The organism is Njordella calcicola (assembly GCF_056494125.1).
Genome location: NZ_CM151396.1, coordinates 1,385,014 through 1,409,643 on the forward strand (window position 1 = coordinate 1,385,014; position 24,630 = coordinate 1,409,643).

The window sequence follows — 24,630 nt, forward strand, 5'->3', positions numbered from 1 at the left end:
AAAGAATCGTAAAAGCTGGTGATTGGGATTTAGCCCTGGTCACCAGCTTTTGCTTTTGGCACACTAGGTGATTCGCTCAGTTCCCTAATTCCAACGACCAAAGCATATTTATGCCTGAAGCACTCACGCCCCATCTCCCTACTATCGCGTTGACAATGGGCGATCCTGCCGGAGTCGGGCCAGAGATTTGCCTGCGAGCGCTTCAAAATGTAGAGCTGGCCGAGCGATGTAGGCTAGTACTGGTGGGCGATTATCAAGTCCTGGAGCGATGTCGGGAGAAGTTGAAATATGCCGAGCTTCCCCCACGGCTAACTTGGGACGACTTCCTCGCGGGAAAAGAAACTTCGGCCCGCCACCAAGTTATCGATTTAAATTTCGAGTCGTTGAAATCGATGGTACCAGGCATAACCAACGCCAGCACTGGCGAGGCCAGTTACCAGTTTATCCAACGTGCTATCGATCTGGCGTTGCCTGGCAAAGTGCAAGCGGTCGTGACGGCCCCCATCAATAAGGAAGCCTTGCATGCGGCTGGGCACCTTTATCCAGGTCATACGGAAATGTTTGCCCAACGCTGTGCCGGAGACGAACAAGATCGCTGGTGCATGATGCAGTACTCGCCGGAGATCACCTGTTCTTTTGTGACGGTTCATTGTGGGTATCTGGAAGTGCCTCGGCTTCTTACTGTAGATCGAATCTTGGATGTCATCGAGTTGACCTTTGAAGCACTGATGAAGATTCGAAAGCGTTCGCCGAAGATCGTTGTTTGCGGCTTAAATCCTCACGCAGGTGAGCATGGGCTGTTTGGCAATCGAGAAGAAGAACTGGTCATCATGCCAGCGATTGCAAGGGCTCAAGCGAAAGGGATCAACGTGGAAGGTCCCCTGCCCCCAGACACCGCGTTCTTAGCAACGCGCCGCAAGCAAACAGACGCTTTTGTGTGCATGTATCATGACCAAGGGCATATACCGGTCAAAGCCTTGGCCTTTGATTCTGCGGTGAATACTACCTTAGGTATTTCTGTGATTCGAACGAGTGTAGATCACGGCACAGCCTGCGATATCGCTTGGCAGGGCGTTGCCGACCCTAGGAGCTTGTTTGCGGCGACTGAGCTTGCCATTGGCTTGAGTTCTCAGTGCTAAGCCGAATTCAGCTCACTAAACTGCGGGTTTAATCTGCATGTTTCTTTTGAAGCGACCGGTTTTCGAGTTCCAATCTCGCATTGATTTTTGGTACATTCCGATAGCAGCCTCCAAAATTGAAAGACCGTTTCCTGAACGAAGGACGGATTCGAAGAGGTCTCTTTATCGCAGCAGGAGTAACCCATGATCGACACGGTATCGGAATCCAAAGGCAAAACGCTCTTTCAGCGTTACCACCATACTCCGCTTTATCTGCGCATTGTTTATGCGTTAATCCTAGGTGTCCTGATCGGTCTCATGCTTGGATGGACGGAAACGTATGCCATATCAGTTGGTCAATCCATTTTCGGAGATGCTGTCCTTGCTGGTAAGATTTCCAAATTTGTGGCGATGCTGGCAGGTCAGACGTTAGTAACGCTTTCGCTCTTTAGCAAAATCATTCTGCAGTTATTGGGAGCACTCGCGCCGCCACTGATCTTGATTGCCGTTGTTCATGTTTTGATGACGACCGAGATCCCTGGGAAATCGGCGGGACGATTGGTGTTTCTATTGATTCTGAATACTGTGGTGGCAATCTTAATTGGTTTGACGATCACCAATATATTGCAGCCAGGGAAATGGTTTGCCAAAGAAAATGTCAGTGTGGTAGAGGCCTTGGCATCGACCACGGATGTGCCGGCTGCTGCTCACGGTGGCGCTGGTTCATCGACTCCCGTTGAACTGATTGTTCGCAACATCCCAAAAAGTATCCTGGGACCACTGGGCGATCAAGCAAACATCATCGGCGTGATTTTTATAGCGATTGCCTTTGGGATCGCGTTTCGCAAGCTGAAGGATCGACCTTTAAAAACGCCGAGCGACTTTGTCCAGTTTGTATATGACGCACTCATCATCGTCTTGCACTGGATTATCGATATCGTGCCTTTTGGGGTGCTGTGCATTGTTGCTCATATCGTTGGCACCGAAGGCTTTATGCCATTTGCGACCTTAGGCGGTTTTGTCATCACGGTTATTATTGCTTTGGTGCTACAGTCATGTTGGTATTTAGTTCGAATTAAATACTTTTCGTGGTGTAAGCCATTGCAGGTTCTCGCTGGCATGAGAGATGCCTTGTTGATGGCGTTTTCTACCAGTAGTTCGACTGCCACTATGCCTGTCACTTACAAGTGCTTGCGCGAGAACGTGAAGCTACGAGAAAAGTCGGCTAGTCTAGGGGGGCTGGTAGGCGCGAATTTCAATAACGACGGCACCGCGTTGTACGAGGCGTCGGCTGCCATCTTTATTGCCCAATCGATCGGGACGGAATTGGGTTTGACTCAACAAGTGCTGATCGTACTGACATCCATTGTGGCGTCGGTTGGTGCGGCGGGGATTCCAGAAGCAGGTTTAGTAACGATGACACTTGTGTTCACTGCCGTTGGTTTGCCAACCGAAAAGATAGCCACGTTGCTGGCTGTGGACTGGTTTCTTGATCGCTGTCGGACTACAGTCAATGTCTTAGGCGATGTTAATGTTAGTTGTATATTGGATGGCATGGTGTCGGAACATCAGGAGCAATCTTCATCGGTTCAGTCCGATGAACACTCGCCGCCAGTTGAGAATCTTCCTTAGTGTTCACGAATCAATGTTTTATTGCCGAAGTCAAATTCTCTGTGTTTTACTGGTTACTGCTGTGGCGATGCCAACGCGATTACTCGCGTGGTCGGAGTCTGGGCACGCCATCATTGCGTACCTCGCTTATCGGCAACTGTCCGATAAAAAGCAGAAGCTTTTCGACGAACTAGTCCGCTCGCATCCCAATTATAAAGTTGACTTTGTTCCAATAGACGATCTTCCGACAAAACTAGAACGGGACAAATGGAAGATTGGACGCGTTGGGTATTGGCCTGATGTCGCTAGGTCTTACGAGCAATACGATCGACCTACGTGGCATTATCAATTAGGCGCTGCCATGACGATGGGCAACATCGATGGCATCCCCGTACCCGATGAGCCAGGGCCATTGCCTGACGATGCAACGACGCAAACCCAGGAACTCTATGTTCTTCAAGCATTGGAATTGAATGTTCGTGAACTATCTAACCGCCAGAATTCGGCTGATCAGCGCGCCATTGCGCTATGTTGGGTTGCGCATTTGGTTGGCGATGTCCATTTGCCTTGCCACTCTGGAAGCCTTTATGCAGAAGGTCTTTTCACTGAGCCCGACGGCGATCGAGGCGCGAATCGAATCGTGATCGGTGACCTGCGTTTGCATGGTTTATGGGATCAACTGCTCGGTAATCATTATGAAAGAGGTGACGTCAATCGACGCATCTATGAACTGAGCAGTGATCCAGCTTTGGTCGCCCGCAGTAAGCAGGCAACTGCCCGCATGAAGCCCATCGAGTGGCTCCAAGAAAGTCGTTCTGTGGCAGAACAGTATCTCTACACTGGCGAAGTCCAGCAAGCTATTCGGGCTGCCATCGAAGAAAAACGTGACAAGCTACCGCGGCTTTCGATTTCCGATGAATATGGAAAGCAAGCCGGACGCATTGCTCAGGTGCGTGCTGTGGAAGCCGCTGCAAGACTAGCCAAACTGCTAGAAGATAATTTGTAGTTTTGGCCAGATTCCCTACGCGGTTAATCGAGGTAGTGGTCGAGGATCTGGCTTTGGATCTTGATGCCGCGGACTAACGTCCAAACGTGAGTTGGGCTGAACTCGCAGGGTTGCGATGCCGCTAAATCGCGCAAATCCTCTGCGACCGCCGCTTGTTGGTCGTGAAGCGCGTCCATGGTCATCCGAATCGTTGAGCAACGTTGCATTAGCAACTGCTCGTCGGCAAGCACCGAAAGATCCTCTTCTGCCTTTGTCAGCAGCAGTGCAAGTCTCGCAAGGTAGGTGTCGTCAGCCTCGGGTTCTAAACGATGAAGCCGTTCAACCAATTCGCTCAGTCGCATTCAATCAGCCTAGTCTATTAAATTACTGTGTGGTTGTGCACGTAAAACGTACCTGCCAGACGGTACGTTTTTCGATAGGCGAAATCAAATCTCCGTCAAGCAATGAGCGTCAGAAGGATACGCGTCTATAGAAAAAACCCGTACAGTCGATACAATCGAACGAAAGGACTTCAAGAGATCACATTATGGGTACGCTCGTTATCGCGATTTTTTTAGTAGGCATCGCCCTGCTCTTGCTAGGGATCGACCTGTTTTTGCCTACAGGCGGAATTCTCATGGTGACGGCCGCCTTGTTCGCGCTGGCTGGCATGGGATTTGGCTTTGCACACTCGGCAATTGCTGGCGGGTGGTTGACTTTAATTGTACTGCTAGCAATTCCAGTCACCTTGGTCATCTTTGTAAAAATCTACCCGTCCACTGCGATCGGAAAAAAGATGATCATGAATCGTCCGCAAGCAATTCCTTTCGATTTCAATGACTCTCAGTTCCGTCATGTCTTGGCCCAAGGGGATGTCGGATTGGCCAAAACAAACCTTCAACCGGCTGGAAAGATCACCATTGATGAGACCGACTTTGAAGCCGTGAGTGAAACCGGAATCATTCCGGCAGGAACCGCCGTTATCGTTATCGACATCGAAATGAACGTGGCGACGGTCGAACGCTATGAGACAAGCGTTGCTATGGAAACTATCGACGGCGACGCGGAACAGGCTGGCTTGGCGACTGAACAATTTTCGGGCGATACGGATCTTTTGAATTCTGCTCCCGAGGAGTTTAACTTGGAAGACTTCGACTCGTCGAAAGGTGGGCTGAAGTGAACGACAGCCAGCCAACGGCACCAAATGACGAGACAACTCTGCTCAAGCGAATCGGTTTGGGGCTTTGCCTGTTTATGCTCGTGCTGTTTATTCAGCCTATGCTGCAGTTTGTCTGGCTGAAGTTGAGACCTCCGATTTCGAATCCGGCTCAGGTTAACTACCAGTTCAAACTCCATCTGGCAACGGCTTCACTCGGCGAGATGTTGCTGATTCCTGGATTCGGCGAAACACTCGCCACTCGTTGGATCCAAGAACGCGATGAACTGCTGCGTCAATACCCTGACCCCTTAGTCGCCATCGCTCATATGCGAGGCATTGGGAAGCAAAAGCTAGAGGTCATTAAGGAATTCGCTTTGGAGGCCGACGACGTGGTGCCCAGCGAACCTAGTCATTTGGCTCAACAAAAGTCAATAGTTCTTGAATAGTGGACCGTAGCTTAGGTTCGCCACCAAAGTTCATCCCTAAGTGCTTGATCTTACGATTGTCAATTTCGTTCTTAGGTACCGTAGCTTGCCCCTGGATGGTACTAGAACTGCCGCTCAACTCTTTAGCGATCTTCGCAACCTGCCAATGGCTGATATATCGGTCATAACAAGCGAATGTTTGGCCAGCAATGCCCGACTGCTTCAATAGCAGTAAGATCGCTTTGGCGACATCATCTACGTGCACTTCCTTCCCACCCGATTTACAAACAACTTCGTCGCCTCGAGCGACATTGCGAATCAACGAGAACCACTTGCTGGATTCCGGAGGAGTTGCAACACCGTAGATGCCCGTAGGGCGAATGGCGCAGATATCAAGGCCTTCAGATCTCGCGAAGGAATGGACAAAGGCCTCGACGGCTGCTTTGTGCGCACCATAGTGCGACTTGGCAATCAGCGGGTGCGTTTCGTCTAATGGGCGGTCCTGCAAAATCTCTTCGTGCACCGCACAGGAGCTGACGTAGACAACCTTGCCTACTTTTCGCTGGACGGCTGCTTGGAACAACTGGATCGAACCGATCACATTCTGCTCAGCAAACTTAACGACATCGCCTTCGGCTCCGCGAAAACCAGCACCTGGCCGCCAAAGGGCCGCGTGGATTAATGCATCGCAATCCAGCAGGAGGTCAGGCAAGACTGCTGGATTCCCCAATTCGCCAACGATCCATTTTATCTGGAAGGCTGATAGAGTGCTGATATCGGATGTTTCGCGTCCGAGGCATCGCAGTTGATGCCCCTCCCTGTGTAGGAGTTTGACGAGTGCTCGCCCTAAAAACCCGGTGGCACCCGTTATCGCAATTCGCACCCGACTACTCCACGATATATTTCAGACGAACGGACTAAGAGTTAGCGATCAAAGAATTTCTTGATCGTATAAACGGTGGCCGCGCGACCTGCTTGAGCGATGGACTTGGTCAACGGGATCTCTTTCGGACATACTGCGACGCAGTTTTGAGCGTTACCGCAAGCTTGGATTCCTCCCGGCCCCATCAACGCTTCCATACGTTCACCGGCCATCGATTGGCCAACTGGATTCATGTTGAAAAGCACTGCTTGAGAAATGGCGTGTGCACCGACAAATGACTCGTCGTAGGCAGCGTTCTTACGCTGTTGGAATGCTTCCTCCGACTCGTCGGGCAGTCGCTCCAATTCAATCTTGGTAAATTGTGGACAAGCATCCAAGCAGCAGCCGCAACTCATGCATTGGCTGAGCGGATACATCTGCTCTTGCGTCTTTTGCGGAATGCGAGGTCCAGGACCCATGTCGTAGTAGCCGTCGACCGGCACCCACGCCTTGACGCGTTGCAGGTTGCGGAACAATCGACTACGGTCCACCATCAGATCGCGCAAGACGGGGAACTTGGTCATCGGTCGAAGTTCAATCTCGCCCGGTTCTTCTTCCAGCAAACGGTCGACCAAGGCGGAGCAGCTTTGGCGTACGCGGCCGTTAATGACCATCGTGCAAGAACCACAAACTTCTTCCAAGCAGCCGCAGTCCCAGGCGACCGGCGCGACTCCATTCCCGTTGACGGTTCTAGCTTGAGCTGCAATTTTTTGCAGAACGCTAATCACATTCATATCGGGTTCGTAATCAACGCTGTGGTGTTCCCAGTAAGGTTGTTCCCCGGGACCATTTTGTCGGAGCACACGAACGTTAACTTTTTCAGGCTTACGACGTTTGCTGTCAATTGGAGCGATCATGGTTAATCAGTAATGGAGTTAAATGGCTAATGTGAAACTGGATCTCGTTCAACTTTAAACGTGTACGAGTGCTTTTTCGGTTGGTTTGGCCTTTGCTTCTTGACGTTTCTTCCAAGCGACCTCAATCTCTTCGGCACCGACTAATCCATACAGACGTGGGCGAGGAGGTATCAGCGAGGTGTCGACGTCTTCGTAAACGATTTCTGGTTCGCGGCCGCCCCAACTGGCGACAGAACTCTTTAGGAACCGTTCGTTGTTAGCTTCGAAGCGATCGCACCATTCTTCGGCCTGCTGCATTCGCTCGGAACGGTCCTCCGCAGTTAACGCCGGCATTTCAAACTCTGGTTTGTAGTGAGCTCCGCGACATTCGTCACGCATATGAGCACCCTTTAGAATGCACAAAGCGATTGGAATCATGTCTTGCAAGGACTTGGTGAACATCACATTTTGATTCGTCCAGTTGCCCGAGTCGCTCAACGAACACTTCGCGGCACGATCTTGCAAGTCAAGTACCTTTTCGTAAGCGGCGGCTAGTTGGGAATTCTCACGCACAACGGTCGCGGCCCGAGTCATCGTGTCGCCCAGTTCTTGGTGCAACAGGTAGGGGTTTTCGCTGCCACTGTTCTTGAGCAGCAGGTCGTGGCGTTCTTGATGCTGCTTGCGAGCCGAATCAAACACGCTAGATGGCAACTCCTTTGCGACTTTCTTCCGGGCGTTGATGTAGTTGAGAACACTTGGCGCAGAGATCAGGCCGCTGAAGATGCAGCTCAAGAGCGAGTTGGCTCCCAGGCGGTTTGCTCCATGGTACTGATAATCACACTCGCCAATCGCGTACAAGCCAGGAATGTTCGTGACTTGATTCTTGGGTGAGCCAGCTACCAATCCGCCGTCTGAACTGCGCTCGTAATCCACCCATAAACCACCCATGCTATAGTGAACGGCCGGGAAAATCTTCATCGGTTCATCGCGAGGATCAACCCCTTGGAATTTCTCGTAAATTTCCAAGATACCGCCCAGTTTGCGATCGAGTTCTTTGCGAGGAATGTGCGTCAAATCCAAATAAACGCACATTCGATTTGGGTCAACGGAAAGTCCTTCGTTGACGCAGATGTTGAAGATCTGACGCGTTGCGATATCACGCGGAACTAAGTTCCCGTACTTGGGAAAGCGTTCTTCCAGGAAGTAGTAGCGTTCAGATTCGGGAATATTCTTCGGTTCGCGAACGTCGCCAGGCCGACGTGGAACCCAAACTCGGCCACCTTCACCACGTGCCGATTCGCTCATCAAACGCAATTTATCAGCACCTGGAATGGCCGTTGGATGGACTTGAATAAACTCCCCGTTGCCGTACTTACCACCAGCTTGGAAGACGCGGCTGACGGCGCTTCCGGTGCAGAATACAGACATGGTCGAGCGGCCGAAAATTAATCCACAACCGCCCGTAGCCACAATCACCGCGTCTGCGGGAAACGTTCGAATCTCCATAGAGACCATATCTTGGGCAACGACTCCGACGCAATTGCCAGCATCATCCTGGACAGGTCCCAAAAAATCCCAGAACTCGTATTTTTTGACCAAGCCTGCTGTTTCCCAGCGGCGAGTTTGCTCATCCAAAGCATAAAGAAGTTGCTGCCCGGTGGTCGCACCAGCAAAAGCGGTTCGTTTATAAAGCGTGCCACCAAAGCGGCGGCGATCCATGAAGCCTTCAGCGGTGCGGTTAAAGGTCACTCCCAAGCGATCCATTAAATCGATCACTTTGGGTGCCCAGTACGACATCTCTTTCACTGGCGGTTGGTGTTGCAGGAAGTCACCACCGTAGATCGTGTCGTCGAAATGCTTCCACTCGTTGTCACCATCTTGCCGCGTCATATCACTAACGCTGTTGATGCCGCCTTGGGCGCACACGCTATGCGAGCGTTTGACGGGGGTCAGGCTGAGCAAATCGACGTTGACGCCTAATTCGCCCAGTTTCGAAGCGGCGGCCAGACCTGCTAAACCGCCACCTACAATTACTACCTTCGGACTAGCCATACATTCAACCTTTTCGAAAGGAACGCTTCGTTTGCCTTTGTTAACTAATAACTGTTATTCGGGAGCAGCGATAACTGCTGCGGCGCTGGCATGCCCAGAGCTGTGGCCTGCCGGCGGATTGCTTAGCTTGTGAGGATTGGCGGGCACTGTCCCAAGCTCGACACCCTTCTCATACATTCGAATCTCTGTCTTTTCGGCCAACTCGGGGTCAACAGTCTTGACCGCAAATAGGGAGGAGAGTCCTAAAGCCGTCAAAATAACGCCAAAAACGCCGCACGCTTTCAATGCTCGCTGCTGGCCAGCGGCTGAAACCCAAGCTCCCCAAGTGATTCCCGCGGTCCAAACGCCGTTCGCCAAATGGTAGCAGCACGCCACCACGCCAATGACGTAGAAAATAGGCCAAGCGATCCCCGTCATGGCGTACGCCAGCGTACTAGCCGCGTTGTACGGTCGAAACTGAGCCATCCCCAACGGCTCGGCGACATTCTTCAACCACCAGTCGGCATGGAACCAGCCGTGCAAATGAAATACGTGGGTGAAAATGAAGACCATCGCGATGTAGCCGGTATACCGCTGCCAAGTGTACCGAATATTGCTGCCATATCCGTACATCTGAGAATTAGATTGGCCCGTTTGAGCAATCCAAACTCCCACCACCGCATGGAAAATAATAGGCAAGAAGATAAACGTCCACTCAATCAGTGGGAGAATCGCTCCCAAGCTGTGGATGCCATAGACTAAGGATTGAAACCTCTCTGTCCCCAACAGCAAACTGGAGTTCACCGTCAAGTGAACTGTCATGTAAGCACCAATAGGGACAAGACCGCTCAACGAGTGGAGTCGGCGTATAAGAAACTCATGCCGCAAAAAGAACGAATTCATCGAAGTAGCAATCGCTTGCTGGTGGAAGAAATAAACGAAATTTTACGTGTTTATCAACAGGAAAGCCGTCGCAGGCTAACCGCAATGACAAACTTTTCATCACCTGCACAACATACTGCAAACACCACATTTTACCAATGGCACATCGCGAAAAGTCCACTCGTCATTAGCCCAGCAGTTGATGCAGATGGAAGTGATGGCGGCCCAATTTGCCCCCATAGTTTCCTCCGGTTATCTGTCGCACGCCACAGTGCCTTCCAACTTCGCAGGCGGCTAAAATGCCTACCCGCATCGCTTCCGCAATTCCCTCAGCGGTTAGTCCGTCGATCACAAGTTCCAAGGCTGCGCTGCTGTTCTCGCCAACCAAGGAGCCATGCAGATGTCGCAAGGTAGGGCAAAATGACTCATTGGTTGAAGCTCTGAGCTTTTTGTATTTCGAGCCGACCTTCGAACCGCTGCGTGCTACACCTCCAGGAAACGGAGTAATCACATCAGGGACGTTTTGGATTGCGCGGACTGCGGCGTCGCAAGCCTGTAATGCCCCGGTGATCGATTCGGCTAGCACCAAGAAATTGCCGCCGCCAACTGCACCCCTGACACCGGCGGAGTGTTCGCAGACAAACTCACCATCCATGACAGGGATTCGCCAGTAGCGTTTTGCGCCGAACTTCTTGGCGATCTGTTGGCCATCTCCAAAGTATCGGACGTGCGAACCCATCGCGATTCTCTTGTCGCTGTCCAGTCCATTGAAGGCAGACGTGCTAGGGCATGTCAGAACGCATTGTCCAATACGCCGGACCAGTTGCTTCTCCAGTTCCGATGTACTGACCGCGCACATCAAGACGGCAATTCCCGGGCGACCATCGGGAGTCTCAAGCTCCGTAAGCTCGCGCTCTATGCCCGCCTCAGCGCCGCAACCGATGACGCTGGTGCCAAAGCCGACGGCAGACTCCGCGGCGCGTCGGGCCCAGATCTTGTCTGCCGCCGTGATCACGATTTTTGTCGCCTTCATGTCAAAGGCTTCCGCAAACGTGTCCGTGATCTCGATTCCATGGATATGCATCGGTTATGCCTTTCCTCGCGTCTAACCAGTGACCGGCAGGATATCGACGCCCTGTCGCAGCAGTTCGTCATCAGCAATTGAAAACGCGCTGTCGGTTACTGCATGGTAACGCGACCACTGTTGCTGCAGCGGACCTGCCAGTCGGAGCTGCTCAGGTAAGCTTGCGGTAACAATCGATTTCTTTACGGAGCCTGGGTGCGTAGGCTGTCCATTCTCCCAGACAATTTGTCCTTGTGAGACCACGAGTACCGCTTCGGCAAACATCTTTTCTGCATCGCGGTCCTTGCGAAACAGCGTGAAGTTCGCTGGGGCGCCTTGCGTCAACGCAAATTGACTTTTCAAGCCCATCGATTTGGCCGCGCCGCTTCGCGTAATAATAGCGATCTCTTCCAAACTGTACTGGCGTTTCAAATGGGGCAGTTGCGTCCAGTTTCGAACCTCAGGATGGAGTTGCTCCAAGATCTCCATACGGAAATCATAACTCATCAATAATTTGATCAAATGCGGGTAAGCAGTAAACGGAGCCCCATTGGGGTGGTCTGTCGTCAGAAACACTTGCCAAGGATTCTTCACCAGCAGGAACAACTCCAGGCCAATTGCCCATTGCAACGCATTGACAAATTGATCTTCTCGATAGCGAAACGGCAGCACACCGCAACCCGCTTGGCAATCCGCATCCTGGAAGATGTACTTCCGCGGACGAGCCAGCCGCCGATTGCGAAATTGATGCATTGTGTCGGCCGACAAAGTCGCGGTTTGTCCAAAAAAAACTTGGCCAACATCGATCGAAATCTCTGGCTGACGATTGACGCGATCGGCCAATTGGGATGCGGCCGAACTAAAGCCGAAAGGTCCTTCCGAACCGTACGCATGGAACTGCGCATGCGTCAAATGCAGCCGATGACCTGCCACCGCATCAATAGTTGCCAGTGTCGAAGCGATGTTGCCTGCCATACCCAAATTACTGCAATGCACATGCAGCGGATGGGGCAGCGCCAGTTGGTCGATGGCTTTTGCCAAACGAGCTAAGATCAGACGCGGTGTAATCTTCCAATGCACATGCGGCGTCTCCAAGTCCATCTCGCGTTGGTTGTACTTGAAAGCGCTAATCCCGCCAGCGTTGACAACCTTCACTGCCACGCACTGGGTTGCTCGCAATATCCAGGCCACGTAGTCACGTACCTCGTCATCGCCAGCCCCATGTGAAAGTCGGTCCAACAACAGCTCGTCATTGCCCAAAAGCACATAGCCGCCGGTGCTGAGAAGAGGGGTGTCAATCATCTCGCAGTGAGCTTGACGCGCACCACTGGGGACTATCGCGGGCTCAAAGCACGCCGTATAGCCCAACTGCAGATATCGTAGCCCAGTTTCCAGCGTGCTGGGCATCGGCGAACTAAGCCCGCGTGTGTGCGAGCCTGTAAACTTTGGCCGAATTGCTTGGTCGCGTTCATGCAGCAGCAACCGCGTGAGGTTCGCTTTGCCGCCGCCGATATGCGTATGCAAGTCGACGCCGTTGGGCATCAAGACGCAGTCGCTGGCGTCAATGACGCGGTCGTCCGGAGAATGCCTGTGCGTGAAGGGCAGCGTTCCGCCGACGGAAAGCAGTCGCCCGTTATCGACCAAGACATGCTCGACCACCGAATTTCCGACTTGGCTCGGCCAAACTAACGTCGGATTTTGTATTTGAATTCGCACGCGAATAACGGTTGGGGACTTCTGCTGGGGGAAGGAGCACGCACTGCACAAGCTTATAGAGCGAGCCATGTTTGGGCCAGTTGCGTTGGCTCAAGTGGCTTAAAGAATGAAGGACGCTGGTCTAACTGTCAATCAGACGCGTGGGGTTCGTTCAGAGACCTGCGGGTGGCTCGTCAAGCAAAAATGGAACCGACGGTAGCAGAAGTTGGCAGCTTGGCATTTTCAGCCAAATTCTGTTTGCTAAGATGCACACCGCGTGGTTTCCAGCGAATTAGCGGTTTTATCGTTTTGGATTGGAGTGTGCGGAATGCTGATCGTCGCAATCATTATCTACATGTTGATAACGGTCAGCATTGGTTTGTACGCGGCGACTAGGGTTCACGGGTCCAAAGACTTCATGGTGGCGGGGCGATCCTTACCGCTCTACATGAACTTCGCTTGCGTGTTTGCTACTTGGTTTGGAGCGGAAACGCTACTTTCCATCTCCGCAACTTTCGCGAAAGACGGGCTGCAAGGGGTTTCCGGTGACCCGTTCGGAGCCGCCCTGTGTTTGACGTTGGTCGCTCTGTTTTTCGCTCGCGCTTTCTATCGGATGGACCTGCTGACCATCGGTGACTTCTATCACAAGAAGTACGGTAAGGTCGTTGAAGTATTCACGTCCGTGGCGATCACTATTTCCTATCTCGGCTGGACATCAGCCCAGATGACTGCCCTTGGCTTGGTCATTTTCGTGCTTGGCAACAGTGGCCTAACCATGGACCAAATCTCCACCGACCCAGCCATCACGCTGAGCCAAGGTATCATTATCGGTTCGGTTGTGGTCACGATCTACACTATCTTCGGTGGGATGTGGTCCGTGGCCTTAACGGACTTGATTCAAACTGCCGCAATCGTGATTGGACTGTTTATTGTCGCGTGGATCTTAAGCGGCCAAGCTGGCGGATTTGGGAACGTAATTTCGCACGCCAGAGAGGCGGGGAAGTTCCAGCTTTTTCCTGACATGGCCGGCGAAGGTGCATTCGGGAATTGGATGCTTTTTATAGGGGCCTTTATTACATTCGCGTTCGGTTCGATTCCTCAACAAGACGTTTTTCAACGCGTTACTAGCGCCAAGAACGAACGAACTGCGGTCATCGGAACACTCATGGGCGGGGGCTTCTATTTCATTTTCGCTTTTATCCCGATGTTCATCGCCTACGCCGCCGTTGTGATTGACCCAAACTACATGAAGCTGTTTGGTAGCGAAGATAGTCGCGAGATCCAACGAATTTTGCCGGAATTGATTCTTAATCGAACACCGATCGCTGCCCAGATCCTGTTCTTCGGTGCTTTGCTTTCGGCGATTCTATCCACGGCCAGTGGAACTCTGTTAGCACCTTCAAGCCTTTTTACCGAAAACGTGCTGCAGCCAATCTTCAAGATGAACGATCAATTGATGCTGAAAACGCTAAGATCGATCCTTGTGGTTTTTTCGCTATGCGCAACCATTGTGGCTCTTAACTCTACCAGCACCATGTATGAGATGGTTCAGAACGCCTATAAAGTGACTTTGGTGGGAGCGTTTATTCCATTGGCCTTCGGTGTTTACTGGAAGAGGGCCACCACACAGGCTGCGATTTTTTCAATCGCATTGGGAATGCTCTGTTGGCTCAATGCTGAAGCTTTGCAACCTGCCGCAGACGCAACGCCAACGACGTTTCAGTTGATTCCTCCGCAATTGATTGGTTTGGCGGGCGCTCTGGTCGGCATGCTCGCGGGAGGCTACCTGCCACAATGGATTCCACAAGCGGAAGTCGACGAAGAGCAACTCAAATCGAAGCCGCGCGTGAATACAGGACATTAAACGCTTCCCACCGCGCAGCGCCCTAGCCGCAGAACCATAATCTAGTTACGACATACATGTCTGTTTTACTTACTCGCTCAATTGAGTCGCTATGTTCACTGGATTAGTTCAAGGTATCGCTTCCGTGGTCGACATTGCGGAAGGAATCGATTCGCGAGACTTACGCATTCTGTTTCCTGAGTTCGATTCGGAAGTAGAACTGGGTGAAAGTATCTCGATCGATGGTTGTTGCTTGACTGTGACAAAGATCGACGCTGGCGAGTTGACTTTTCAAGCAGGCTCCGAAACTCTTGCGAAAACCAGTCTGGGGAAATATCGCGTTGGCCAGCTAGTGAACTTTGAACGAGCGATGAGGCTTTCCGATCGTTTGGGTGGCCATATAGTCAGCGGGCATATAGACTGTGTGGGAACCGTGCGATCACGCCTAAACCACGATGAGTGGTCTGATTTTAGCTTTACGATTCCCAACGCGTTTTTGGGTCAAATAGTGCCTAAAGGATCGATTGCGATCAACGGCGTGAGCTTGACAATTGTCGATGTGGTTGAAAACTGGTTCAGCGTTGCTCTGATTCCTCACACCTTGGCCGCAACCAATTTGGGGCGGCTTCGCCCGGGGGATCCCGTAAATCTAGAAACCGATGTCATTGCCAAGTATGTTCAGCGGTTGCTCCAATTTCAGTTAAAATCTTAACTGGCATATACCCATAACAAATCGTGCGGGCTTTTCCGTTCCCGACGTTTCATAGGTCCGCATGAAAAACCGCCATACAGTTTCTTATCTCACTAATCGCCTCGGGCTGGCTGGGACAAAACCGCAACGGCGGTTCGGCCAAAACTTCTTGATCGACTTGAACTTGATCGAGCTTATTGCCCGGTCCGCCGAGCTTTCCTCGCAAGACATCGTCTTGGAAGTGGGCACGGGAACTGGCTCGTTGACCAGTCACATTGCGGAGCTTGCCGGGCAAGTGGTGACTGTAGAACTCGACCCATTCATGCAGGAGATCGCGGCCGAAGAATTAGAAGAATATCCTCATGTCACGCTGTTGAAATGCGACGCCCTGGCGTCCAAGCATGAAGTTAACCCTCTTATTTTAGAGCTGATTGAGCAGAAGCGTTCGCAGTTAAACGATGGCCAGTGGAAACTCGTGGCGAATCTTCCCTACAATATTGCGACGCCCTTGATTGCTAACCTTTTTGCACTGCCCGATCCCCCAACTCAAATGGTGGTCACGATTCAGTTGGAGCTCGCCGAACGAATTGTCGCCAAGCCATCGACCAATGACTACGGTGCATTATCGGTCTGGCTGCAATCGCAGTCCGATTGCACTATTATTCGAAAGTTGCCGCCCCACGTCTTCTGGCCAAAACCAAATGTTGACTCGGCTGTCCTGAGGATTGTTCGCAACGACACGCTGCGAAGTCGCTTAGGCGATGTAAATCGCTTTCATGAATTGGTGAAAGCGATGTTTGCCCATCGCAGAAAGACAGTCAAAGGCCAGCTTGCCGCGTTTGCAAAGCAAGCTGGTTTGGCTGTGGATGTGCAAGAGTTGCTTCAACGCGAAGGGTTGTCGCCTGACGTTCGTGCTGAACAATTAAGCGTCGATCAAATCGTAAAGCTGAATGAATCGTTCCAGGTCACTTCCACTTCGACGTGAACAATGCGTATTAACGCTTGCCACTGACATTCATCTTTACACTAAAGACGCTGTCAGAAGCTGTGATGAAAAGCGTCTTAAAGTCTTTTCCTCCAAAGCAGACGTTGGCCGTCCAACGCTTGCCTGTTGGAATGACACCAAGCTTTGTCCCATCTGGTGAATAAACACAGACTCCTTGGCTGTTGGTCAAGTAGATATTGCCCTGTTCATCGATCGTCATCCCGTCACTGGGCTCTTCGCAGAACAGTTTTCGTTCTCCCAGCGAACCATCCGCTTTCAACGGGTAGACGTAAATCTTATTGTCATTGATATCTGCCACATAAAGCAGCGAACTCTTGGAATCGCCAATAATTCCGTTGGGCTGTTTGAATTCGCCATCTAGTAGCTTTAATTCACTGCCGTCAATCTGGCATTGATACAAGCCCCGCGTCTCTCGCGGCGCTTTGTTATGCTCCCACCACTCGCGCTTGTAGAATGGGTCGGTGAAATAAATGACATCGTCCTTTGAAATCCAAAGGTCGTTTGGTCCGTTAAGTTTCGTGCCGTCTGGATCTTTCAGTAAGACTTCGTGCGAGCCGTCTCCGCGGATCATCCACAGTTCATTTTTTTCATCCGCACAAGTGATCAAGTTCCATTCACTGTCGAAGTACATGCCGTTGGATCGTCCAGCATCCTCTAGAAAAGTTGAGACGTTACCTTCCAAGTCAATCAACATAATGCGATTGTTTGGTTGGTCGGTAAACAGAACGCGTCCCGCGACATCGGCCGCTGGGCCTTCGGTAAACCTGCACTGATCCGTCACCAATTCAACTTTGGCTGTTGCAATCAGCTTCTGGAGTTCAGGTGTTGGGGTAAAGCCCTGAGCTTGTAGAAAGGCTTGCGGCACGATCAGCAAGGCCACGCTCATGCATGCGGCAAGGAAATCAGTCAATTGAAACTTCATAGCGATACTCAATCTAATTAGAAGGAAGGAAACGTTGCTTTAAAAAAATACGAGTTGTTTGGGCAGTCAAGTGAATTTACTTGGGCAACTGCAATACAGCGACTACCGGTTGATGGTCACTGGCGAAACGCCCTGTGTCCGTTTTCGGATCAAGAATCTCAGCGGAAACTTGAGTGAAACCCCGGGCGATAAAAATGAAGTCGATGCGGTTGGGCTCAATTTTCTTGAAGCTGTTCCAAGTGCCTTCAGGTTGACCGTCTTTGGCCGTGTACCCGCTGAGCGTGTCTTTCAGTTGGATCGCAGCGCCTTCCTCACTGGCCATCTCTTGATAAGGTTCCGAAGTAGGATTGCAGTTGAAATCGCCGGTAAGGACCAAAGGCAATTCTGGATGAAGTTCGGCAGCTCTTTTGCGAATCAGCTTCGCGCTTTCTAGCCGGGCAACTTTGCCCATATGATCGAAGTGGGTATTCATGTGTACGAATTGTTTGTTGTTGGTTTTGTCTTTTAGAACCACCCAGGTCACCATCCGAGTGATCGCGGTATCCCAGCTTTTGCTGCCAGGATATTCTGGCGATTCACTCAACCAAAAGTGACCACCATCCGTTTTCTCAAAACGCTCTCGCTTGAAGAAGATGGGCACATACTCGCCCTTTTCTTGACCGTCATCGCGTCCCGCGCCAAAATGTTCATACTCGGGTAAGCCTTTAATAATGTCATCAAGCTGACCTTTGAGCACTTCCTGCAGGCCAACCGTATCGGCTTGTGCTATCGTCTCGATGACTTTGCTCGCCCGATTAGGCCAAGCATCTTGTTTGTCAGAAGCAGTATTCAAGCGAATGTTGTAAGTCATCACCGTGGTGGAGTCTGACTCGCCTTTCGCTTCCGAGACGTGCCAACTCGGGTAAAGCACCAAGGCAAGCAGCGTACAAGCGAGTTTCCAGGGCATCGAAAACATATTCATTACTATCTCCTATGAATCAGGTTATTGCGGTTCTACCGGATAAGTATAACAAATCGGGGCATCTGTTGGTGCCCGGGTCAATAGCTTCGTGCAGCCGTCTGTCAGTTTGAAAGAATCGCTCGTGCCGCACCCGCACTACTATGCATAGAAGCGGACACGCTGCGACGCCTTGATGAGTTCTAGCTCTCGAGCAGCACCGACCAAATGCCGAGGGTTGTGCGTGTGCCTCGGGTCGCTGTAGTGACCGCCTTTTAAACCACTGAAGCCAAACACACTGACCATCGGAACAAACTGGACCAAAATGTATAGCGCAGTAAAGCCGGTTGTCGCAGCATGTGACACTTCATAGATCGGATACAAAAGCGAAGCGTCTCGGACGCAATGAAGTTGGAGATTGAGATGCTTTTGACAAGCTTCGACGGCGAGTGACTCAAACGCCTTTGGCATAAAGCAAATCGTCTGCTCTTTGACATACGCGTTGGGGTAAACTCCCAACAATCGAAAGCGGTTAAAACGGCTCACGATCCATCGTTTCCAGCTAGGCATAAAAGGTACGGCATCTACTTTGCCGTGGATGCACCAGTGAGTGATGCGCGTACCCACCTGCTTTTCGAATCCTGCTAACCGAAAGTTGTTGCATCGTATTACCGTCGCATGGCTGTCAATCAGCTCACCGTAGTCGTCGCTAATCACGCCGTTGCCTACAAATGCCACGGGTTGCTCCATCTTTTGAAACAACTCTTCGACAGAAACACGATCTGGCTTTGGAATCGACTCAAGTCGCTCGGTTATCGGCATGGTACGGCATTATCGCATTCTGTAGATGCTGGTGAACAAGGGAGCTTCCCTGCGGCTGGGTATCGTTTCCGCGTCGGTCGCTTTTAGTCTGAGATTCTACTTGCCCTCAAGTCTCCAAATTCTGGTTTGGTCGAGCTTAGTTAGCTCAACCGCTGAGTCAACCTCGAATAGCTCGTCCAACTGCAACTGTTGTAAGACGCTAAAAGGCGTTTGGCCAAAATCATCGTTGGTCAACAATAAGGCGTTGTCATCATTGGTTTTTCCCAAGCCTGGGACAAAGAAGTGGTCTAAAGACCATCGATTTTGATGGAAGAAGTAAACGATCGACGCGGACTCGGGTGTTACCGCAATGATGGGCTGTTTTGCATTCGCATTCTCTGACAGCCACTGCGCAATCTGCTCTGCCTGACGGACTGTGGCGTGTCGATCAGAATGATGGATCGCTTGGGTGACGAAAGTTTGCGTCGTCTGGTAAAGGAAGAACATTGAAGCTAAACCCACGGTCAAGATCGCTTGCTGTTTGCTATTCAAGAATTTCGACATCAGGAATACGCCTGCAATCGACATGACGCTCGTAAGTGGCATCAGGAAGATAAGTACACGCAGTGGCGGTAATGTACCGTGCACTAGGCTTAGGATGCATGTTGCCAAAATGCTGAAAAGGGTTGCCGCACCAGTAATTCGCCAACCGCGTACCTCAAGTTCATGGCCATCGGACTTGCGGAATCGGAATAAAAATACCAAGTAGACGGTGCTTGCGCTAAGCAGCATAATCTGAATGGCCCAAGGAATCTCCCAATGGAAATACTGCCAAAGTTCCCATACGTAACTAGGCAACTGACCAAACAGTTCAGCTATCGGTTTTCGACTAGCGACCACCACTCCAGCGACTTGCCCGCGTGAATTGGCGAGAATGATAGGTAAATAGAGGGCAACCGCAATGACGATTCCTGAGACGACAGCGATCGCTAAACGAAGGATCCCAAGCAGCACGGAATTTGGAAAATAGCGACTTATCCAACTCACATGTCGTTGTTCCGTCCTCAACGGTCTGTCGTACGCTCTGGCGTCCAAGACAAAACGTGTGGTTCCCCAAGCGGTTAACGCAAAGACGCCGTAGATCGCGGTCGGCACCGTATACAGCGCAAGACCGGTTTGTACAGAAAACAACAGCAACGGCCAGAAAGGCCTGCGACTGCGAAAGCTGAGTTCCATTAGCAGCAGAGCTTTTGTTAAAAGCAGAACACTCAGCACATGCCCACGGGCGTTGGAGGCGGCCTCCACAAAAGTGGGGTTGGCTGCCAACAACAGTGCGCTGCCAATACCGACCGCAGGGTGGATAAAGAGCCAGCCCGCCAAACACATGATAAAAACTAAGCTACACGCGGCGATGAATGCGGGTAATCGCAACGTGGTCACCGTGTCTCCAAACAGTGCGATACTCGCCTTGGCAAACAACGAATGCAAGACGTGATTGTTTGGTGCGTCGTAGCGGGTAACCGTGATGAAGACCGGAGGAGCGACGTAATTGAGATAGGTGTGTGCTTCGTCATAGCGAATCGGCTCGTCCATAAATTGAAACGCAATTAATGCATAGAGCGATGTGATTGCGATACAGACTGGGAGCACCCAACCGCTGAGACGATACGCGCTTTGCCTAAGCTCTTTGATGTTTAGTGTCGCATCATTCCAACGGGCGGCGATAAAATATTTGACTGCCCTGCGACTGATGTGGATACCAGAGATCATCACTAATAGAACGATGAAGGCGACCAGCAGAGCAGATTGGGTCTGCTGATAAATCTCTAGTGTGAATGCGTCTGCTGAACCGTCGCCAGCAAACGAATCTAACTGTCGCTTTAGCCAGTCGAAGGAGAGCCAACGCAGGCCTGCTGTGGCGGCCAATGCAATGAACAAGCAACCTTGGATGCCATAGAGCAGGATTGTGGCAAATGGCTTCGGGGGTGGATGTGTGGTGGCTGGCAATTGAGTCATGCGCTATGCGAATTTACTCTGTTGGAAAATCAGCGTTCTTCCACGCCGTCCAACCGCCATCCATCGAATGCACGTTGGTGTAGCCCATCTTCCCTAAGTTGTCGGCTGCCATCGCCGAACGGAAACCACCGCCGCAATACAGGATCAGTTTGCGGTTCGCATCGGGGATAGTTTTTTCAATGTCCCGTTCAATTACGCCTTTGCTAAGATGAATAGCACCTGGTAATTTTCCAGCCGCAAACTCACTTTCCTCGCGAACATCAATCAATGTAAAGTCGTCTTGTGCGTCGATCGCCTGCTTTACATCGTCGACCGAGCAATGCTGAACCTTGGCCTGTGCCTCGCTGGCGATTTTCAAAAATTGTGGCGAATGATTCTTCATGGATCGACCTTTGAATGCGAAGCCCCGTTGCGTTTGCTCTATAATGCCGACGGCACTTTCGATTATATCACGTGAAGATGAAAGTGTTAGCAGTCGTCGATAGAAGTTGGATGCGAATGAATAATGTATGGCTTTGGTTGAGGAATCTGCATAATGCAATTGCCGCGCTGGCTACCATTGCGATTGTTCTACACCTGATTCTGCGTTTTGGTTTGACGACCGATGCGAGAGTCTATGATTTGCCGTTATGGGTGGCATTGATCGGCGGCGGTTTGCCGTTGGTCTGGGGGTTGATTCAGAAGGCGATCCGGCGTGAGTTCGGCTCCGATATCTTGGCGGGAATCTCAATCGTCACTTCGCTAATTCTAGGTGAGTACCTGGCAGGTGCTTTGGTCGTGCTAATGCTCTCAGGAGGAGAAGCGATCGAGGCATATGCGGTTCGCAGCGCGTCCTCAGTGCTTGAGGCCCTGGCTGCTCGGATTCCATCCACTGCGCACCGCAAACAGAATGGGAGCCTCGAAGATATCCTGATAGAACAGATTGCAATCGGCGAAACCATCGTCGTTTTTCCGCACGAGACTTGTCCCGTCGATGGCACGGTTCTCGAAGGCCAAGGGGGCATGGATGAATCCTATTTGACGGGTGAACCCTACGACGCCTCCAAAGCTCCTGGCTCGCAAGTACTTTCGGGGGCGATCAATGGTGAGTCGGCTTTGACGATTCGTGCCGACAAGCGAGCGATCGATTCCCGGTATGCCAAGATCATGGAGGTCATGAAGTCCTCGCAGCAATATCGACCGCAGATTCGCCGATTAGGAGACCAGTTAGGAGCAATCTACACGCCAATTGCGATCGTCATTGCCTGCGCAGCATGGATGGCTTCCGGGGATGCCGTGCGTTTCCTCGCTGTGTTGGTCGTGGCGACGCCTTGCCCGCTCCTGATTGCCATTCCCGTCGCCATCATTGGATCGATTTCATTGGCGGCAAAGCGTTCCATCATTATCCGAGATCCTGCTGTTTTAGAGCAGGCTCCAAAATGCCAAGTCATGATTTTGGACAAGACTGGCACGTTGACTTATGGCAAGCCAGCCGTGACGGAAGTTCTGTCGGCAGTGGATTGGGATTCCAGTGCGGTGCTAAGGTTTGCAGCAAGCCTGGAACAATACTCAAAGCATCCATTATCATCCGCTATTATTCAGGCCGCAAAATCAAGAAACATCGCATACCAATCTGCAACCGAAATCAGCGAACCGCCAGGCCGTGGCATGACCGGGTTGGTCGAAGGGCGACGAGTTCAAATTACGAGTCGCAATAAGCTGCAAGCCCAAGCGCCAGAACTCATTCACTTGCTACCTCCGCTGGCTGGTGGATTGGAATGCGTCGTGTTGATTGATGACCAATATGCAGCCACTCTGCGCTTTCGCGATGCACCCAGAAGCGATGGCGAATCCTTTATTCGACATCTAGGTCCTAAACATAGTTTCGATCGCGTCGTCCTGCTGTCAGGCGACCGGCTCTCAGAGGTTCAATACTTGGCAGACCAAGTGGGCATCAAAGAAGTTTACGCAGAAAAAAGTCCCGAAGAAAAGCTGCATATCGTTCAACAAGAAACCGCTCTGCGAAAAACATTGTACGTCGGCGATGGAATCAACGACGCACCAGCTCTTACAGCCGCGTCAGTTGGTATTGCGTTTGGCCAGCACAGCGACGTCACTAGTGAGGCGGCTGGGGCGGTTATCATGGATTCTTCGTTAACGAAGCTAGATGAGTTCCTGCATATCGGCCATCGCATGCGTTCCATCGCCCTGCAAAGTGCGGTTGGTGGAATGACGTTGAGTATCGTTGGGATGTTCTTGGCAGCGTTTGGTTGGCTGCCACCAACAGCGGGGGCCATTGGTCAAGAGTTGATCGACGTCGTCGCAGTGCTCAATGCTCTGCGAACAGCTTTCCCACCGCAAGCTCTCTCGGATCTTTAGCTTACGGCTTTTTCATCAAATCAAGAACCGCAGCGGTCATCGTGGCGACCGAAACGTAGATGGTACGCTCAAAGTCTGGGTAGTAATCGCTGCTGTGAAGTGAAGGCGGATTGGCTTGCAAGCGAGTGAACTTCTCCATTCGTTCGGGGTGAACGGTTCCCACGCGATACATCAAAATCGGAACTCCGGCTAAACCAAATTCACTGAAGTCTTCACCGCCCATGCTGGGCTCATCAGATAAGACATTTTCAGGCCCGAGCACTTCGCCAAACACAGACTTCATCCTTGAGGCAAGCTCGTCATTGTTATCCAGCGACGGGGTACCTTCGCTAAAGGTCACCTCAGGCATCGGTGCATCGTATGCTTTGGCTATCGCTTCTGCCTTGCGCTGGATGGCGGACAAGACCTTTTGCCTAACATCGTCGGTGTAGCTACGAACCGTGAGTTGCAGGCGACAATCGTTACCAATGATGTTGTGTTTGGTACCGCCATGAATTGACCCGACAGTAACGACTGCAGGTTGTGAGGGTTTGATTTCACGGCTAACTATCGTTTGCAGGGACATGACTAAGTCGGCTGCTTGGACAATTGGGTCGATTGTAGTATGAGGTGCTGAACCATGCCCGCCTCGACCTTTCACCACAATATCAACGCTATCCACATTTGCAAAAGCAGGTCCCGAAATGACCTTGATTTTTCCTGCTTCAAACTCCCCTGCGCAGTGAAAAGCAATTGCAAAATCAGGTTTGGGGTACTTCGTGAATAATCCATCTTTCAGCATCGCGCGGGCTCCAGATCCGCGTTCTTCCGCCGGTTGGCCGATCAGCAATAATGTACCTGACCATAGCTGTTTGTGCTGAGCTAGGAAATCGGCCACCGTTAGCAAATTCGTCATGTGAACGTCATGCCCACAAGCGTGCATAACTCCCGTGGTGCTACCGTCCGGCAAAGCCACTGTGACCTTAGAAAGAAATGGTAACGGCGTGGTCTCTGTGACAGGCAGTCCATCCAGGTCGCTTCGAAGCATGACCGTTGGCCCTTGCCCGTTGCTCAATACTGCTACCACTCCATACCCGCCGACTTGCTGAGTTACGTCATAACCTGATTTACGAAGGTGATCGGCGAATTTCTCCGAGGTCCGTGCTTCTTGGAATGACAGCTCCGGTGAAGAATGGAAGTCAACATAAGTTCTGACGACTTCTTCAATCTGCGGCTCTAACCACTGAGAAACACTTTTCCAGTGCTCGCTGGTGGGGTCCTCTGCCAGCATTGAGGTGGTGGCCGAAAGTCCTATCAGGAAAGCAGCGAAGTATTTCATCAGATCAATTC

At 51.4% G+C, this 24,630-nt stretch carries 22 protein-coding genes; 9 read left to right on the forward strand and 13 right to left on the reverse strand.

Annotated elements, in window-relative coordinates; translation table 11 throughout:
- Positions 1-110 precede the first annotated feature (110 nt).
- From pdxA to SH302x_RS05220, 3 genes are all read left to right on the forward strand, one after another.
- Entirely contained in the window at positions 111-1,139 is a 1,029-nt protein-coding gene (gene pdxA / locus SH302x_RS05210; protein WP_479367669.1) for a 4-hydroxythreonine-4-phosphate dehydrogenase PdxA, read from the forward strand.
- Between the two features lie 183 nt (positions 1,140-1,322).
- Entirely contained in the window at positions 1,323-2,750 is a 1,428-nt protein-coding gene (locus SH302x_RS05215; protein ID WP_479367670.1) for a dicarboxylate/amino acid:cation symporter, read from the forward strand.
- Between the two features lie 67 nt (positions 2,751-2,817).
- Positions 2,818-3,735 (forward strand): S1/P1 nuclease, encoded by a 918-nt coding sequence (locus SH302x_RS05220; protein ID WP_479367671.1) that lies wholly within the window; start codon positions 2,818-2,820, stop codon positions 3,733-3,735.
- Positions 3,736-3,758: 23 nt separating this feature from the next.
- Here the strand turns inward: SH302x_RS05220 and SH302x_RS05225 are convergent, their stop codons facing one another.
- Positions 3,759-4,076 (reverse strand): hypothetical protein, encoded by a 318-nt coding sequence (locus SH302x_RS05225; RefSeq protein ID WP_479367672.1) that lies wholly within the window; start codon positions 4,074-4,076, stop codon positions 3,759-3,761.
- A 185-nt stretch (positions 4,077-4,261) separates the two neighbouring features.
- Here SH302x_RS05225 and SH302x_RS05230 point away from each other — a divergent pair, with 185 nt between their 5' ends.
- Together SH302x_RS05230 and SH302x_RS05235 are read left to right on the forward strand one after the other, a co-directional pair.
- Positions 4,262-4,894 carry an NfeD family protein gene (locus SH302x_RS05230; protein ID WP_479367673.1) on the forward strand — a complete coding sequence of 211 codons (633 nt, stop codon included), beginning with the start codon at positions 4,262-4,264 and terminating at the stop codon, positions 4,892-4,894.
- The gene (locus tag SH302x_RS05235) at positions 4,891-5,319 is read left to right on the forward strand and encodes a ComEA family DNA-binding protein (protein ID WP_479367674.1); all 429 of its coding nucleotides are present in this window, start codon (positions 4,891-4,893) and stop codon (positions 5,317-5,319) included. Before SH302x_RS05230 ends, SH302x_RS05235 begins: the two co-directional genes overlap by 4 nt.
- Here the strand turns inward: SH302x_RS05235 and SH302x_RS05240 are convergent.
- From SH302x_RS05240 to SH302x_RS05265, 6 genes are all read right to left on the reverse strand, one after another.
- Positions 5,279-6,181 carry an NAD-dependent epimerase/dehydratase family protein gene (locus SH302x_RS05240; protein WP_479367675.1) on the reverse strand — a complete coding sequence of 301 codons (903 nt, stop codon included), beginning with the start codon at positions 6,179-6,181 and terminating at the stop codon, positions 5,279-5,281. The genes SH302x_RS05235 and SH302x_RS05240 overlap by 41 nt on opposite strands.
- 41 nt (positions 6,182-6,222) lie before the next feature.
- Positions 6,223-7,077, reverse strand: a complete 855-nt coding sequence (sdhB, locus tag SH302x_RS05245; RefSeq protein WP_479367676.1) for a succinate dehydrogenase iron-sulfur subunit — start codon at positions 7,075-7,077, stop codon at positions 6,223-6,225.
- 54 nt (positions 7,078-7,131) lie between these two features.
- Positions 7,132-9,108 carry a succinate dehydrogenase flavoprotein subunit gene (gene sdhA / locus SH302x_RS05250; RefSeq protein ID WP_479367677.1) on the reverse strand — a complete coding sequence of 659 codons (1,977 nt, stop codon included), beginning with the start codon at positions 9,106-9,108 and terminating at the stop codon, positions 7,132-7,134.
- 54 nt (positions 9,109-9,162) lie between these two features.
- Complete coding sequence (locus SH302x_RS05255) at positions 9,163-9,990, reverse strand: succinate dehydrogenase cytochrome b558 subunit (protein WP_479367678.1); 828 nt, start codon at positions 9,988-9,990, stop codon at positions 9,163-9,165.
- Positions 9,991-10,156: 166 nt separating this feature from the next.
- A complete protein-coding gene (gene fhcD / locus SH302x_RS05260) occupies positions 10,157-11,053 on the reverse strand; it encodes a formylmethanofuran--tetrahydromethanopterin N-formyltransferase (protein WP_479367679.1) in 897 nt (298 codons plus the stop codon).
- Positions 11,054-11,074: 21 nt separating this feature from the next.
- Entirely contained in the window at positions 11,075-12,748 is a 1,674-nt protein-coding gene (locus SH302x_RS05265; RefSeq protein WP_479367680.1) for a formylmethanofuran dehydrogenase subunit A, read from the reverse strand.
- A 307-nt stretch (positions 12,749-13,055) separates the two neighbouring features.
- On the opposite strand from SH302x_RS05265, the gene SH302x_RS05270 reads away from it, so the two are divergent.
- The 3 genes from SH302x_RS05270 (at position 13,056) to rsmA (ending at position 16,246) form a co-directional block, all read left to right on the forward strand.
- A complete protein-coding gene (locus SH302x_RS05270) occupies positions 13,056-14,591 on the forward strand; it encodes a high affinity choline transporter 1 (RefSeq protein ID WP_479367681.1) in 1,536 nt (511 codons plus the stop codon).
- Positions 14,592-14,682: 91 nt separating this feature from the next.
- On the forward strand, positions 14,683-15,282 hold the full coding sequence (locus SH302x_RS05275) for a riboflavin synthase (protein WP_479367682.1): 600 nt from the start codon (positions 14,683-14,685) through the stop codon (positions 15,280-15,282).
- Between the two features lie 61 nt (positions 15,283-15,343).
- Entirely contained in the window at positions 15,344-16,246 is a 903-nt protein-coding gene (gene rsmA / locus SH302x_RS05280; protein WP_479367683.1) for a 16S rRNA (adenine(1518)-N(6)/adenine(1519)-N(6))-dimethyltransferase RsmA, read from the forward strand.
- Positions 16,247-16,256: 10 nt separating this feature from the next.
- Here the strand turns inward: rsmA and SH302x_RS05285 are convergent, their stop codons facing one another.
- The 5 genes from SH302x_RS05285 to SH302x_RS05305 form a co-directional block, all read right to left on the reverse strand.
- On the reverse strand, positions 16,257-17,189 hold the full coding sequence (locus tag SH302x_RS05285; RefSeq protein WP_479367684.1) for an SMP-30/gluconolactonase/LRE family protein: 933 nt from the start codon (positions 17,187-17,189) through the stop codon (positions 16,257-16,259).
- A gap of 76 nt (positions 17,190-17,265) precedes the next feature.
- On the reverse strand, positions 17,266-18,150 hold the full coding sequence (locus tag SH302x_RS05290) for an endonuclease/exonuclease/phosphatase family protein (protein WP_479367685.1): 885 nt from the start codon (positions 18,148-18,150) through the stop codon (positions 17,266-17,268).
- Positions 18,151-18,288: 138 nt separating this feature from the next.
- Complete coding sequence (locus SH302x_RS05295) at positions 18,289-18,948, reverse strand: glycosyltransferase family 29 protein (RefSeq protein WP_479367686.1); 660 nt, start codon at positions 18,946-18,948, stop codon at positions 18,289-18,291.
- Positions 18,949-19,044: 96 nt separating this feature from the next.
- Positions 19,045-20,943 (reverse strand): glycosyltransferase family 39 protein, encoded by a 1,899-nt coding sequence (locus SH302x_RS05300; protein WP_479367687.1) that lies wholly within the window; start codon positions 20,941-20,943, stop codon positions 19,045-19,047.
- Between the two features lie 13 nt (positions 20,944-20,956).
- Complete coding sequence (locus SH302x_RS05305; protein WP_479367688.1) at positions 20,957-21,325, reverse strand: rhodanese-like domain-containing protein; 369 nt, start codon at positions 21,323-21,325, stop codon at positions 20,957-20,959.
- Positions 21,326-21,441: 116 nt separating this feature from the next.
- Here SH302x_RS05305 and SH302x_RS05310 point away from each other — a divergent pair, with 116 nt between their 5' ends.
- Entirely contained in the window at positions 21,442-23,301 is a 1,860-nt protein-coding gene (locus SH302x_RS05310; protein WP_479367689.1) for a heavy metal translocating P-type ATPase, read from the forward strand.
- 1 nt (position 23,302) lies between these two features.
- Here the strand turns inward: SH302x_RS05310 and SH302x_RS05315 are convergent, their stop codons facing one another.
- Entirely contained in the window at positions 23,303-24,619 is a 1,317-nt protein-coding gene (locus SH302x_RS05315) for a M20 metallopeptidase family protein (RefSeq protein ID WP_479367690.1), read from the reverse strand.
- Between the last annotated feature and the right edge of the window lie 11 nt (positions 24,620-24,630).

Bases quoted from the DNA above. Each gene is read 5' to 3' on its own strand.
- pdxA (WP_479367669.1), top strand. From the start codon at position 111: ATGCCTGAAGCACTCACGCCCCATCTCCCTACTATCGCGTTGACAATG.
- SH302x_RS05215 (WP_479367670.1), top strand. From the start codon at position 1,323: ATGATCGACACGGTATCGGAATCCAAAGGCAAAACGCTCTTTCAGCGT.
- SH302x_RS05220 (WP_479367671.1), top strand. From the start codon at position 2,818: ATGCCAACGCGATTACTCGCGTGGTCGGAGTCTGGGCACGCCATCATT.
- SH302x_RS05225 (WP_479367672.1), bottom strand. From the start codon at position 4,076: ATGCGACTGAGCGAATTGGTTGAACGGCTTCATCGTTTAGAACCCGAG.
- SH302x_RS05230 (WP_479367673.1), top strand. From the start codon at position 4,262: ATGGGTACGCTCGTTATCGCGATTTTTTTAGTAGGCATCGCCCTGCTC.
- sdhB (WP_479367676.1), bottom strand. From the start codon at position 7,077: ATGATCGCTCCAATTGACAGCAAACGTCGTAAGCCTGAAAAAGTTAAC.
- sdhA (WP_479367677.1), bottom strand. From the start codon at position 9,108: ATGGCTAGTCCGAAGGTAGTAATTGTAGGTGGCGGTTTAGCAGGTCTG.
- SH302x_RS05255 (WP_479367678.1), bottom strand. From the start codon at position 9,990: ATGAATTCGTTCTTTTTGCGGCATGAGTTTCTTATACGCCGACTCCAC.
- fhcD (WP_479367679.1), bottom strand. From the start codon at position 11,053: ATGCATATCCATGGAATCGAGATCACGGACACGTTTGCGGAAGCCTTT.
- SH302x_RS05270 (WP_479367681.1), top strand. From the start codon at position 13,056: ATGCTGATCGTCGCAATCATTATCTACATGTTGATAACGGTCAGCATT.
- SH302x_RS05275 (WP_479367682.1), top strand. From the start codon at position 14,683: ATGTTCACTGGATTAGTTCAAGGTATCGCTTCCGTGGTCGACATTGCG.
- rsmA (WP_479367683.1), top strand. From the start codon at position 15,344: ATGAAAAACCGCCATACAGTTTCTTATCTCACTAATCGCCTCGGGCTG.
- SH302x_RS05285 (WP_479367684.1), bottom strand. From the start codon at position 17,189: ATGAAGTTTCAATTGACTGATTTCCTTGCCGCATGCATGAGCGTGGCC.
- SH302x_RS05290 (WP_479367685.1), bottom strand. From the start codon at position 18,150: ATGAATATGTTTTCGATGCCCTGGAAACTCGCTTGTACGCTGCTTGCC.
- SH302x_RS05295 (WP_479367686.1), bottom strand. From the start codon at position 18,948: ATGCCGATAACCGAGCGACTTGAGTCGATTCCAAAGCCAGATCGTGTT.
- SH302x_RS05300 (WP_479367687.1), bottom strand. From the start codon at position 20,943: ATGACTCAATTGCCAGCCACCACACATCCACCCCCGAAGCCATTTGCC.
- SH302x_RS05305 (WP_479367688.1), bottom strand. From the start codon at position 21,325: ATGAAGAATCATTCGCCACAATTTTTGAAAATCGCCAGCGAGGCACAG.
- SH302x_RS05310 (WP_479367689.1), top strand. From the start codon at position 21,442: ATGAATAATGTATGGCTTTGGTTGAGGAATCTGCATAATGCAATTGCC.
- SH302x_RS05315 (WP_479367690.1), bottom strand. From the start codon at position 24,619: ATGAAATACTTCGCTGCTTTCCTGATAGGACTTTCGGCCACCACCTCA.